We start from the raw sequence: 12,352 nt of genomic DNA, 5'->3' as shown, positions 1-12,352 counted from the left end.
TGATCGACCCTCGGCCGACTCACCCCATGCGTTCGGAGGCGTAGCTTCCGGGGCTGGCCGGGAAGACGACGGTGCGGTTGCCGTTGATGAAGGTGCGGTGGTGGATATGGGCGTGGATGGCCCGCGCCAGCACCTGGCTTTCGACATCGCGGCCGATCGAGACATAGTCGTCGGGCGACTGCGCATGGGTGATGCGGGCCGTGTCCTGCTCGATGATCGGGCCTTCGTCGAGATCGGCGGTGACGTAATGGGCGGTCGCGCCGATCAGCTTGACGCCGCGCTGATAGGCCTGCTTGTAGGGGTTGGCGCCCTTGAAGCTCGGCAGGAAGGAGTGGTGGATGTTGATGATCCTGCCCGACATCTGCTTGCAGAGCTGGTCGGAGAGGACCTGCATGTAGCGGGCAAGCACGATCAGTTCGGTGCCGGTCTGCTCGACGAGGTCGACGAGCTGGGCTTCGGCCTGCGGCTTGTTCTCCTTCGTCACCTTGATGTGGTGGAAGGGGATGTCGTGATTGACCACGACCTTCTGGTAGTCGAAATGGTTGGAGACGACGCCGACGATGTCGATCGGCAGCGCGCCGATCTTCCAGCGGTAGAGCAGGTCGTTGAGGCAATGACCGAAGCGCGACACCATCAGCAGCACCTTCATGCGGCTTTCGCTGTCGTGGAATTCATACTCCATCTCGAAGGGCGCGGCGACGGCAGCAAAATCGGCGCTGATCGCGGAACCCGACAGGCCCTCTTCGGAAATGAAGCTGACGCGCATGAAGAACCTGCCGGTATCGAGGTCGTCGAACTGCGAGCTGTCGATGATGTTGCAGCCTTTCTCGGCCAGATAGCTCGAAATCGCCGCAACGATGCCGCGCGTCGATTTGCAGGATACCGTGAGTACGACGTTTTTCATGGCTGTCTCTTTCTTGGCCGGATCAGGTGCCTGCGGATGCGATCACGCCGAAGCTTGTCAGCCCGGCGTGTCGGCGCTCATCGAAGATTTCGGTCGGCGACTCAGATGTCGAGCGTGCTCACCCGCTCCCACTCGGTAAAATGCGAGCAGTAGGCATTCCATTCCCGATGTTTGAGCTTGAGGTAGGCGGCGGAAAATTCCGATCCGATCGCCGCCTTCAGGCCCTCGTCGGCATCATAGGCGCGCAGCGCGTCGAGCAGGTTGAGCGGCAGGCGCGGCGCGTCCTTCACCAGATGCCCCTCGGCATACATGTCGATATCGTGATGCGGACCGGGATCTGCGCGGCTGCGGATGCCGTCGAGGCCGGCGGCGATGATGATCGCCTGCAGGAGATACGGGTTGACCGCCCCGTCCGGCAGGCGCAGCTCGAAACGTCCCGGCCCCGGCACGCGCACCATATGGGTGCGGTTGTTGCCGGTCCAGGTGACGGTGTTCGGCGACCAGGTGGCGCCGGAGGTCGTGCGCGGCGCATTGATGCGCTTGTAGGAATTGACCGTCGGATTGGTGACGGCGGCCAGTGCCGAGGCATGTTTCATGATGCCGCCGAGGAAGGTCTTGCCCTGCGCAGAGAGCCCGAAGGCCATTTCCTTGTCGGCGAAGGCATTGACCTTGCCGTCGAGGTCCCAAACCGAAATATGGGCATGGCAGCCGTTTCCGGTCAGACCCTTGAAGGGTTTCGGCATGAAGGTGGCGCGAAGCCCGTGCTTTTCGGCGACCGACTTGACCATGAATTTGAAGAAGGAGTGTTTGTCCGCCGTCTTCAGAACATCATCATATTCCCAGTTCATCTCGAACTGGCCGTTGGCATCCTCGTGGTCGTTCTGATAGGGCTTCCAGCCGAGCTCGAGCATATAGTCGCAAATCTCGGCGATGACGTCGTAGCGGCGCATCACCGCCTGCTGATCGTAGCAAGGCTTTTCGGCGGTATCGAACTGATCCGAGATGACAGAACCATCGGCAGAGATCAGAAAGAATTCCGGTTCGACGCCAGTTTTTACCCTGAGCCCCTCGTTCGCAGCCTCAGCGACCAGCCTTTTCAGGAGCACACGCGGTGCCTGTTCGACAGGCCGATCGTCCATGACGCAGTCGGCCGCGACCCATGCGACGTCTTTCTTCCAGGGCAGTTGGATGACGGAGGAGGCATCGGGAACGGCGAACAGGTCGGGATGGGCGGGTGTCAGATCGAGCCAGGTTGCGAAGCCGGCAAAGCCTGCGCCATCCTTCTGCATATCGGCGATGGCTTCAGCCGGGACCAGCTTGGCGCGTTGGCCGCCGAACAGGTCCGTATAGCTGATCATGAAATATTTGATGCCTTTTTCGGCGGCGTATTGCGAGAGGTCCAGTGTCACGTTTGTCCCCTTATGTTGATCTTCGACACTTGATGATGAAGCCGGCCGCGTCCTCCCAAACGCGCCCGCCCGGGTGTTCTCAAAAACAGGTCTTGCCCGGGATCCAGTTGGTGCCGGCGAGCGGCACCTGCGCCATGGCCGACGCCTCGATCGTCAGTGCGACGAGGTCTTCCGGCTCGAGATTGTGCAGGTGGTTCTTGCCGCAGGCGCGCGCGATCGTCTGCGCTTCGAGCGTCATGACCTTGAGGTAGTTGGCAAGACGGCGGCCGGCCGCAATCGGGTCGAGGCGCTTTGCGAGCTCCGGGTCCTGGGTGGTGATGCCGGCCGGATCCTTGCCTTCATGCCAGTCGTCATAGGCGCCGGCTGTGGTGCCGAGTTTTTGATATTCCTCTTCCCAGTGCGGATCGTTGTCTCCGATGGCGACGAGTGCCGCCGTGCCGATCGCGACCGCATCGGCGCCGAGCGCCAGCGCCTTGGCGACGTCCGCGCCCGAGCGGATGCCGCCCGAAACGATGAGCTGCACCTTGCGATGCATGCCGAGATCCTGCAGCGCCTGAACCGCCGGACGGATGCAGGCGAGCGTCGGCATGCCGACATTCTCGATGAAGACATCCTGCGTCGCCGCCGTGCCGCCCTGCATGCCGTCGAGCACGACGACGTCGGCGCCCGCCTTCACCGCAAGGGACGTGTCGTAATAGGGCCGCGCGCCGCCGACCTTGACGTAGATCGGCTTTTCCCAATCGGTGATCTCGCGCAGCTCCATGATCTTGATTTCCAGGTCATCGGGGCCGGTCCAATCCGGATGGCGGCAGGCCGAGCGCTGATCGATGCCCTTCGGCAGGTTGCGCATATTGGCGACGCGGTCGGAGATTTTCTGGCCGAGCAGCATGCCGCCGCCGCCGGGCTTGGCGCCCTGGCCGACCACGACTTCGATTGCATCGGCGCGACGCAGATCCCTGGGGTTCATGCCGTAGCGCGAGGGCAGATATTGGTAGACCAGCGTCTGCGAATGGCCGCGTTCCTCATCCGTCATGCCGCCGTCGCCAGTCGTGGTCGAGGTGCCTGCGATCGTCGCGCCACGGCCGAGCGCTTCCTTGGCGTTGCCGGACAGCGCGCCGAAGCTCATGCCGGCAATGGTGATCGGCGTCTTGAGCGTGATCGGCTTCTTGGCGAAGCGCGAGCCGAGCACGACCGTGGTGTCGCACTTCTCGCGATATCCTTCGAGCGGGTAGCGCGAGATGGAAGCGCCGAGGAACAGGAGATCGTCGAAATGCGGAACCTTGCGCTTGGTGCCAGCGCCGCGAATGTCATAGATGCCCGTGGCGGCCGCGCGGCGGATTTCGGCAAGCGTATAGTCGTCGAAGGTCGCGGACTTGCGGGGCGGAGTATAAGGGTTGTGATAGCTCATGGGGTGTCCCTCGCCTCAATACGCGTCGGCATTGTCGATGTTGAAATTGTAGAGCTTGCGGGCGGAGCCGTAGCGCTTGAACTCTTCGGGCCTGACGTCCGTGACCCCTGCCTTGTCGAGCAGCTCGGCAAGCTTCTCCAGATGCTCGGGCCGCATCTCTTTCTCGATGCAGTCGGAGCCAAGGCTCTTGACCTCGCCGCGGACGAAAAGCTTGGCTTCGTAAAGCGAATCCCCCAGCGCATCGCCGGCGTCGCCGAGCACGACGAGATGGCCGGACTGGCCCATGAAGGCCGACATGTGGCCGATGCTGCCGTGAACGACGATGTCGATGCCCTTCATCGAAATGCCGCAGCGCGAGGCCGCATTGCCCTTGATGACGAGCAGGCCGCCTCGACCGGTGGCGCCGGCATATTGGCTGGCGTCGCCCTCGATGACGACGGTGCCGGACATCATGTTTTCGGCAACGCCCGGACCGGCCGAGCCGTGGACCGTCACATTGCCGCCGTCATTCATGCCGGCGCAGTAATAGCCGACCGAGCCTCTGACGGCGACCGTGACGGGGCTGTCGATGCCGACGGCCACGGAATGGCTGCCACGCGGATTGATGACTTCGAATTCAGTGTCGTTGGCGCCTTGGGAAAGGGCGTGCAGCGCGCTGTTCAATTCGCGAAGAGGGGTGTGGGAAAGATCGAATGTCGGCATTGAATCCTCGTTGGAATCCTCGGTTGTCTGGGAGGTGGTTTCAGCCGCCTCCTGCTGTCAGGCGCCCCTCAGGCGGCCTTGTCGTGATCCCAGAAATAAACAGTCGCCGGCTCCGGCTCCCAGACGCGGGCATTTTCGATGCCGGGAAGGTTGACCAGCGCGCGGTACTCCGAACCGAAGGCGACATATTGCTCGGTCTCGGCCATGACGGCGGGCTTGCAGGCGATCGGATCGCGCACCACTCCGAAGCCGGATTTGGTGCCGACGACGAAGGTGAAGAAGCCGTCGAGATCGTCGAGCGCGCCGGTCAGCGCCTGGCCGAGATCCTTGCCCTTGGCCATCTCGGCCGTCAGATAGGCGGCGGCGACTTCGGAATCGTTCTGCGTCTCGAAGCTCATGCCTTCTCGGATGAGTTCACGGCGCAGATTGTTGTGATTGGACAGCGAGCCGTTGTGCACCAGGCACTGATCGGCGCCGGTCGAGAACGGATGGGCGCCGAGCGTGGTGACCGCGGATTCCGTCGCCATGCGGGTATGGCCGATGCCGTGGGTGCCGCTCATCGCACGCACGCCGAAGCGCGCCACGACATCCTTGGGAAGACCGATTTCCTTGTAGATTTCGACGCTTTCGCCCGACCCCATCAGGCGGACCGCCGGGCGGATCTCTGCAAGCGCCTTGCGCACGGCGCCAAGCTTCGGGGCCGCGAGCTCGATGACCGCATGCGTGCTCTTGACCGAGACCTCGGCTTTGATGCCGGCCTTCTCGAGGTCGCCGGCGAGGCCTTCGAAGTCCGCGCCCGGATTGGCGGACTGAATGGTGATTTTCGCTTTGCCCTCGGCAGAACCGCCATAGATCGCGATGCCGGCCGAATCCGGGCCGCGATCCGTCATGGTGATCAGCATATCCGAGAGCAAGTTTCCCAGCTGCGGTTCAAGGCTCTTGTCCTTGAGGAACAATCCAACAATGCCGCACATAGCGTGTGCCTCCGTTCATGTTGCGAAAGGAGTAACAGCTCTGTTTGCACTCTTCAACTGGGAGGAATAAATTTTTCTTTTAAGGCAATATTAGCCTCTAGTGACTTGTTGGGGATAGCTGATGATCGAGAGGTAGCGGCTCGGCAGTTTCACCAGCTGCTCCGGCCCATGCGGCGCATCGGCGTCGAAGAACAGGCTGTCGCCCGGCTGCATCTGGAAAAGCTGGTCGCCATGGCGGTAAACGACCTCGCCTTCGAGCATGTAGAGGAACTCCATGCCTTCGTGCTGAAAGGTCGGGAAGACGTCGGAATCGGCCGTCAGCGTGATGAGATAGGGCTCGACGATGACGCCGCTCGAATTGTTGTCGATATGGCCGAGCAGGTTATATTGGTGGCCGGCGCGGGTGCCGCGCCGTTCGAGCTCGACGCCCTCTCCCGCCTTGACGAAGACGGCGTTGCGCGGCTCTTCATAGCGCCTGAAGAAAGCCGTCAGCGGCACGCCGAGCGCCCGCGACAGCGATTGCAGCGTCGTCAGCGACGGCGAAATGTTGCCGTTCTCGATCTTCGACAGCATGCCGAGCGAAATGCCGGTCGCGGCCGCGAGGTCGGTGACCGTAATGCCGAGTTTCTTGCGATAGGCCCGCACCTCATGGCCGATCGCCATTTCAAGGTTGTTTTCCTTCGGCTCCCGAACGGCGTGCGGGTCCTGGGAAAAGGGCGCGCGTCCGCCATGCGCCTGTTCCGGTTGATCTGCCACTTCGCGCTTCGATTTCATGGCTCGCCTTTGGTTTCGCTCAGAGGCAACCCTATCGCCATAGTGAAATTTCCTCAACCGTGAGGAAAGCCTATCCCCGCCGCGCCTCGCGCGGCGCCACACCATAGACGGCGCGGAAGAGCCGGGAAAAATGGCTGAGACTGGAAAAGCCGGTGGCGACCGCGATCTCCGAGACGGAAAGTGGGCTCTGCTTCAGCAGGCGGTGAGCATGCTGCAGCCTGATCCTGTGGTATTGATCGAGGAAGGTGGTGCCGAGATGGGCTGCAAAGAGCCGGTCGAGATGGCGGGCGGAAACACCGGCGATGCGCGCCATGGCGGCGCGATCGAGCGGCATCTCGATCGTCTCCTCCATCCGTTCGAGCACACTGAGCAGCCCCGGATGATGGACGCCGTAGCGTTCGGCGAGCGACGCGCGCTGGGGTGCGGCGGGCTCGTTGACCTCGGTGTGGAGATACCAGTCGCTGACACGGCGGGCGAAATCCGGCCCCATGCGCTCGGCGATCAGCACATGCATCATGTCGAGCGGCGCGATGCCGCCGCCGCAGGTGATGCGGTTGCCGTCGATCACGAAACGCGCCTGGCGCGGCGTGAGATCGGGGAAGGCCTCGAGAAGGGCGGCCGCATGTTCCCAATGAATGGTGAAGTCGCGGCCGGCGAGCAGTCCGGCGGCGGCCAGCAGATAGGGGCCGCCCGAAATGCCGCCGATCTTGACGCCTTCGCGCGACAACTGTCTGAGACAGGCAAGCACGCCGGGATAACGCCAGTCGCGCGGCGAACCACCGGCGCAGACCAAGGCGGTGCCGAGATGCGAGCCCCGGCCGGGAAGGGGTTCGGCGGTTACGCTGACGCCGGAGGAGGAGAGAACAGGTGCGCCGTCCGGCGAGAAGACCGACAGGCGATAGACCTCGCGACCGGCCAGAAGGTTCGCGGCCCGCAGCGGCTCCGTCGCGGAGGCATAGGACATCAGCGCGAATCCCGGGATCAGGATGAACCCGATCTCCTGGACATTTCTGGCATCGGATGAGGACATGTCTCTTTTCTAATCATTCATGTCCCTATTGCGCAAGTTGATCCCGGTCTTTCTGGCATCATGCAGCCGTTCTTTTCGGATTGACCCATGCGCTATTCCGCTCTTTCCATTTTCCTCAACGCCCTTCGCGGCAACAAAGGCTGGGCGCCTGCCTGGCGCGACCCCGCGCCGAAGCCGCATTATGACGTCGTCATCGTCGGCGGCGGCGGGCATGGCCTTGCCACCGCCTATTATCTCGCCAAGGAGTTCGGCATCACCAACGTCGCCGTGCTCGAAAAGGGCTATCTCGGCTCCGGCAATATCGGCCGGAACACGACGATCATCCGCTCGAACTACCTGCTGCCGGGCAACAACCCTTTCTACGAGCTGTCGATGAAGCTCTGGGAAGGGCTGGAGCAGGACTTCAACTTCAACGCCATGGTCTCGCAGCGCGGCGTGCTCAACCTCTTCCATTCCGATGCGCAGCGTGATGCCTATACGCGCCGCGGCAACGCCATGCGGCTGCACGGCGTCGATGCCGAGCTGCTCGACCGGCAGGCGGTGCGTAAAAAACTGCCTTTCCTCGATTTCGACAATGCGCGTTTCCCTGTGATGGGCGGCCTGTTCCATCCGCGCGGCGGCACGGTGCGCCACGATGCGGTCGCCTGGGGTTATGCCCGCGGCGCAGACAGTCGCGGCGTCGACATCATCACCCAGTGCGAAGTCACCGGCATCCGCCGCGAAAACGGTCAAGTCACCGGCGTCGAGACCAGCAGAGGCTTCATCGGCTGCGGCAAGCTGGCGCTGGCGGCGGCCGGCAATTCCACCGTCGTCGCCGATATGGCCGGCCTTCGCCTGCCGATCGAAAGCCATGTGCTGCAGGCCTTCGTCTCCGAAGGGCTGAAGCCCTTTATCGACAACGTGGTCACCTTCGGCGCCGGGCATTTCTACGTCTCCCAGTCCGACAAGGGCGGCCTCGTCTTCGGCGGCGATATCGACGGCTATAATTCCTATGCGCAGCGCGGCAATCTGGCGACCGTCGAGCATGTCGCCGAAGCGGGCGTGGCGATGATCCCGTCGCTGTCGCGCGTGCGCTACCTGCGCTCCTGGGGCGGCGTCATGGACATGAGCATGGACGGCTCGCCGATCATCGACCGCACCCATATCGACAATCTCTATCTCAACGCCGGCTGGTGTTACGGCGGCTTCAAGGCCACGCCCGCCTCCGGCTTCTGCTACGCCCATCTGATCGCCCGCAACACGCCGCATCAGACGGCCCGCGCCTTCCGGCTCGACCGTTTCGCCTGCGGCTACCCGATCGATGAAAAGGGCGTCGGCGCCCAGCCCAATCTGCACTGAGGACACTCAACATGGCGAGCCTGATTTCTTGTCCCCATTGCGGCGCCCGGCCAAAGGAGGAGTTCTCGATCCGCGGCGATGCCGGCCTTATCAGGCCAGCGCCGGACGCCGGTGCGGATGCCTGGTTCGACTATGTCTATCTGCCCGGCAATCCGCGCGGCCGCCACAGCGAATACTGGCACCATTCCGCCGGATGCCGCCGCTGGCTGATCGTCGAGCGCGATACCGTTACCCATAAGGTCCATGACGTCAGAGATGCCGCCCTTTCAAAGCTCGGCGGAGAACCGGCATGACGAGCTTCCGTCTTTCCTCGGGCGGCCGCATCGACCGCGCCAAGACCCTCGGCTTCACCTTCGACGGCAAGGCGCTCGCAGGCCATCCAGGCGATACGCTCGCCTCCGCGCTGCTTGCCAATGGCGTCCAGCTCGTCGGCCGCAGTTTCAAATATCACCGCCCGCGCGGCATCCTGACGGCGGGAGCCGCCGAACCGAACGCGCTGGTGACGACAGGCAGCGGCGGGCGCACCGAACCGAATACGCGCGCGACGATGATCGAGCTTTACGAGGGGCTGGCGGCCAGGAGCCAGAACCGCTGGCCGTCGCTCGGCTTCGATGTCGGCGCGGTCAACGGCCTGCTCTCGCCCTTCCTCAGCGCCGGTTTCTACTACAAGACCTTCATGTGGCCGGCAGCCCTCTGGGAAAAGCTCTACGAGCCGGTGATCCGCAAGGCGGCGGGCCTCGGCAGAGCCTCCTACGAGGCCGATCCCGACACCTATGAGAAATGCTGGGCGCATTGCGATTTGCTGGTGATCGGCGCGGGCCCTGCCGGTCTTGCCGCAGCACTGACCGCCGGCCGCGCCGGCGCCCGCGTCATTCTCGCCGACGAAGGCTTCGAGCTTGGCGGCAGCCTGCTTTCCGAGAGCGGCCTCGTCGAGCACAGGCCGGCGGACGCTCTTCTCGTCGAGATGCTGGCCGAACTCGAGGGGCTGGAAAACGTGCGCTGCCTGCCGCGCATGACCGTCTTCGGCTGGTACGACGACAATGTTTTCGGCGCCATCGAGCGCGTGCAGAAGCATGTGGCGCTGCCCGATCCGGACCGCCCGGTCGAACGCTTGTGGCGCATCGTCGCCCGCCAGGCGATCCTGGCGACAGGCGCCGAGGAGCGGCCGCTGGTCTTCGGCGGCAACGATATTCCCGGCGTGATGATGGCAGGCGCCATGCGCAGCTATCTCAACCGGCAGGCGGTGTCGCCGGGCAAAAGCACTGTCATCTTCACCACCAACGATGCCGGTTACCGCATCGCCGCCGATATCGAGGCCGCCGGCCTCGCTGTCGCGGCGATCGTCGACAGCCGCGCGTATGGCGGCAGGAGCTGGCAGGGCCGCGCCGAAGTGCTGAGGGGCGCCCGGGTGATCGATGCACTCGGCGGCAAGCGCCTCAACGGCGTCAGCGTCGAAACCGCAAGCGGCACCCGCCGCATCGAAGCCGATGCACTTGCCATGTCGGGCGGCTGGAGCCCGATCATCCATCTTGCCTGCCATCGCGGCGGCAAGCCGCAGTGGTCGGACGAGGCCGCGGCGTTTCTGGCGCCGGCCGCGCAAGAGGGGCTTGCCGTTGCCGGTTCGGCTGCAGGCCTCCAGGAAATCACGGCCTGTCTGGGCGATGGCGCCGCAAAGGCGGCCGTCACCCTGAAGGCGATCGGCTTTGCAGCGGCGGAGCCGGCCTTTGCCGCTGCCTCGGAGATCGCGGCACCGACAAAACCGCTCTGGTCCGTCAAGGGCTCGAAAGGCAAGGCTTTTGTCGACTATCAAAACGACGTGCATCTTAGGGATCTCGGCCTCGCCGTGCGTGAAGGCTACGGCCATGTCGAGCTTGCCAAGCGCTATACGACATCAGGCATGGCGACCGACCAGGGCAAGCTTTCCAACATCAACGCCATCGGCATTCTGGCCGAGGCGCGTGGCGTGTCGCCGGCCGAAGTGGGAACGACGACCTTCCGGCCCTTTTATACACCGGTCTCTTTCGGCGCTCTAACGGGGGCGTCGCGCGGTAAGGATTTCCAGCCGGCGCGCAAATCGCCACTGCATGGCTGGGCGAAAAAGAACGGCGCGGTCTTCGTCGAAACCGGCCTCTGGTATCGTTCCTCCTGGTTTCCGCGCACAGGTGAGGCGACATGGCGCGACAGCGTCGATCGCGAAGTGCTGAACATCCGTAGGAATGCCGGCCTCTGCGACGTCTCGACCCTCGGCAAGATCGAAATCTTCGGCCGCGATGCCGCGACCTTCCTCGACCGGATCTATTGCAACGGCTTCGCCAAGCTGGCCGTCGGCAAGGCGCGTTACGGCGTCATGCTGCGCGAGGACGGTTTCATCTATGACGACGGCACCACCAGCCGCTTCAGCGACGAGCATTTCTTCATGACGACGACGACGGCGCTTGCCGCCGGCGTGCTCACCCATCTCGAATTCTGCGCCCAGACGCTCTGGCCGGAGCTCGACGTCTGCTTCGCCTCCTCCACCGATCAATGGGCGCAGATGGCCGTTGCCGGGCCGAAGTCGCGCGCGATCCTCTCGGAAATCGTCGACGAGGATCTTTCCGATGCGGCCTTCTCCTTCATGAGCGCCCGCAAAGTTTCGCTGCTCGGCGGCCGTCTCGAAGGCCGGCTCTTCCGCATCTCTTTTTCCGGCGAACTCGCCTACGAGCTGGCCGTGCCGGCCGGCTACGGCGAGAGCGTAGCCGACGCGATCATGGCGGCCGGCGAAAAACATGAGATCTGCGCCTACGGCGCCGAAGCGCTCGGCGTGCTGCGCATCGAAAAGGGCCATGTCACCCATGCCGAGATCAACGGCACGGTCACCCCGGGCGATCTCGGCTTCGGCCGCATGGTGTCATCGACCAAGCCGGATTTCATCGGCAAGGCGATGCTCGCCCGTGAGGGCCTGCAGGACCCCGAGCGCCCGCGCCTCGTCGGTGTCAGGCCGCTCAACCCGGCAAGCGGCTTCCGCACCGGATCGCATATTCTTGCCGAAGGCGCTGCGGCGACGCTCGAAAACGATCAGGGCTACGTCACCTCAAGCGCCTTTTCGCCGACGCTCGGCCATAAGATCGGTCTGGCGCTCGTCCGGCGTGGGCCGGAGCGTATCGGTGAGAAGGTGACGGTCTGGAACGGTCTGCACAACGAATACACCGATGCGGTGCTCTGCCATCCCGTCTTCATCGACCCCGAAAACGAGAAGCTCCATGCCTGATCTTCCCCAGCACAGACCGGTTCTCTCCGACGCCAGATATAACGGCATGTCAGGGTCCGGCCTCGGGTTGGAAGCCCTACCGGAAGGCCATCTGCTGCACGTGCTCGGCGCGATCGAGCCGCCGGCACTGGCCGCCGAACTGGCCAAAGCCGGCCTTGCGAACAGTTCGATCCGCAAGGCCGGCTTCCGCCAATGGTTTGTCGCCGGCAACGCGCCGCTTTCTTCAGTCAGTCTCGACGCCCTTGCCGCAGCGCTGGCCGGAAAAGCCGTCGTCATGGACCAGAGCCACGGGCGCGTGCGCATCGGCGTTTCCGGCCGCTCCTCGCGGCTGCTGTTGTCAAAAGGCACCGTCGTCGATCTCGATCCTACCGTCTTCCCGGAAGGCGAGTCTGCGATGACCATGCTCGGTCATATCTCCGTGCAGATCGTCCGCACCGGCGATGACAGCTTCGAACTTACGGTTCTGCGTAGCTTCGCCGAAAGCCTCTGGGACGAACTCACCCATATGGCGGCGAGCGCCGAAAAAGATAGCGTGTCAAGGCTATCCCTCCCGTAGCCGCCAAGGG

The 12,352-nt window shown here is 63.7% G+C and carries 11 protein-coding genes; 4 read left to right on the top strand and 7 right to left on the bottom strand.

The window, feature by feature from the left end:
• Positions 1–19: 19 nt before the first annotated feature.
• From purU to B5E41_RS07240, 7 genes are all read right to left on the bottom strand, one after another.
• Positions 20–904 (bottom strand): formyltetrahydrofolate deformylase, encoded by an 885-nt coding sequence (gene purU / locus B5E41_RS07270; RefSeq protein ID WP_088392278.1) that lies wholly within the window; start codon positions 902–904, stop codon positions 20–22.
• 101 nt (positions 905–1,005) lie between these two features.
• The gene (gene glnT / locus B5E41_RS07265; protein WP_088392276.1) at positions 1,006–2,313 is read right to left on the bottom strand and encodes a type III glutamate--ammonia ligase; all 1,308 of its coding nucleotides are present in this window, start codon (positions 2,311–2,313) and stop codon (positions 1,006–1,008) included.
• A gap of 79 nt (positions 2,314–2,392) precedes the next feature.
• Positions 2,393–3,721, bottom strand: coding sequence for an FMN-binding glutamate synthase family protein (locus B5E41_RS07260; protein WP_088392274.1), 1,329 nt, complete (start codon positions 3,719–3,721; stop codon positions 2,393–2,395).
• A gap of 15 nt (positions 3,722–3,736) precedes the next feature.
• Positions 3,737–4,423, bottom strand: coding sequence for a GltB/FmdC/FwdC-like GXGXG domain-containing protein (locus tag B5E41_RS07255; protein ID WP_088392272.1), 687 nt, complete (start codon positions 4,421–4,423; stop codon positions 3,737–3,739).
• Between the two features lie 68 nt (positions 4,424–4,491).
• Positions 4,492–5,397, bottom strand: coding sequence for a class II glutamine amidotransferase (locus tag B5E41_RS07250; RefSeq protein ID WP_088392270.1), 906 nt, complete (start codon positions 5,395–5,397; stop codon positions 4,492–4,494).
• Positions 5,398–5,487: 90 nt separating this feature from the next.
• A complete protein-coding gene (locus B5E41_RS07245; protein ID WP_088392268.1) occupies positions 5,488–6,171 on the bottom strand; it encodes a helix-turn-helix domain-containing protein in 684 nt (227 codons plus the stop codon).
• A gap of 70 nt (positions 6,172–6,241) precedes the next feature.
• A complete protein-coding gene (locus B5E41_RS07240; protein WP_088392266.1) occupies positions 6,242–7,201 on the bottom strand; it encodes a GlxA family transcriptional regulator in 960 nt (319 codons plus the stop codon).
• Positions 7,202–7,288: 87 nt separating this feature from the next.
• Between B5E41_RS07240 and B5E41_RS07235 the strand changes: the two genes are divergently transcribed.
• Genes B5E41_RS07235 through B5E41_RS07220 form a run of 4 tightly spaced genes read left to right on the top strand, consistent with a single transcriptional unit; the run spans position 7,289 to position 12,342 of the window.
• On the top strand, positions 7,289–8,539 hold the full coding sequence (locus B5E41_RS07235) for a sarcosine oxidase subunit beta family protein (RefSeq protein ID WP_088392264.1): 1,251 nt from the start codon (positions 7,289–7,291) through the stop codon (positions 8,537–8,539).
• An 11-nt stretch (positions 8,540–8,550) separates the two neighbouring features.
• Complete coding sequence (locus tag B5E41_RS07230) at positions 8,551–8,832, top strand: sarcosine oxidase subunit delta (RefSeq protein WP_088392262.1); 282 nt, start codon at positions 8,551–8,553, stop codon at positions 8,830–8,832.
• Positions 8,829–11,786: a sarcosine oxidase subunit alpha family protein gene (locus tag B5E41_RS07225; RefSeq protein WP_088392260.1), complete on the top strand. Its 2,958-nt coding sequence runs from the start codon at positions 8,829–8,831 to the stop codon at positions 11,784–11,786. Before B5E41_RS07230 ends, B5E41_RS07225 begins: the two co-directional genes overlap by 4 nt.
• Positions 11,779–12,342: a sarcosine oxidase subunit gamma family protein gene (locus tag B5E41_RS07220; RefSeq protein WP_088392258.1), complete on the top strand. Its 564-nt coding sequence runs from the start codon at positions 11,779–11,781 to the stop codon at positions 12,340–12,342. Before B5E41_RS07225 ends, B5E41_RS07220 begins: the two co-directional genes overlap by 8 nt.
• Positions 12,343–12,352 lie beyond the last annotated feature (10 nt).

The sequence above is a fragment of the Rhizobium esperanzae genome (assembly GCF_002204185.1).
Lineage (GTDB): Bacteria > Pseudomonadota > Alphaproteobacteria > Rhizobiales > Rhizobiaceae > Rhizobium > Rhizobium esperanzae.
This window is presented reverse-complemented; position numbering and strand designations above follow the sequence as displayed.

Coding starts and splice junctions, on each gene's coding strand:
- purU (WP_088392278.1), bottom strand. CDS start 904: ATGAAAAACGTCGTACTCACGGTATCCTGCAAATCGACGCGCGGCATC.
- B5E41_RS07260 (WP_088392274.1), bottom strand. CDS start 3,721: ATGAGCTATCACAACCCTTATACTCCGCCCCGCAAGTCCGCGACCTTC.
- B5E41_RS07255 (WP_088392272.1), bottom strand. CDS start 4,423: ATGCCGACATTCGATCTTTCCCACACCCCTCTTCGCGAATTGAACAGC.
- B5E41_RS07250 (WP_088392270.1), bottom strand. CDS start 5,397: ATGTGCGGCATTGTTGGATTGTTCCTCAAGGACAAGAGCCTTGAACCG.
- B5E41_RS07245 (WP_088392268.1), bottom strand. CDS start 6,171: ATGAAATCGAAGCGCGAAGTGGCAGATCAACCGGAACAGGCGCATGGC.
- B5E41_RS07240 (WP_088392266.1), bottom strand. CDS start 7,201: ATGTCCTCATCCGATGCCAGAAATGTCCAGGAGATCGGGTTCATCCTG.
- B5E41_RS07235 (WP_088392264.1), top strand. CDS start 7,289: ATGCGCTATTCCGCTCTTTCCATTTTCCTCAACGCCCTTCGCGGCAAC.
- B5E41_RS07230 (WP_088392262.1), top strand. CDS start 8,551: ATGGCGAGCCTGATTTCTTGTCCCCATTGCGGCGCCCGGCCAAAGGAG.
- B5E41_RS07225 (WP_088392260.1), top strand. CDS start 8,829: ATGACGAGCTTCCGTCTTTCCTCGGGCGGCCGCATCGACCGCGCCAAG.
- B5E41_RS07220 (WP_088392258.1), top strand. CDS start 11,779: ATGCCTGATCTTCCCCAGCACAGACCGGTTCTCTCCGACGCCAGATAT.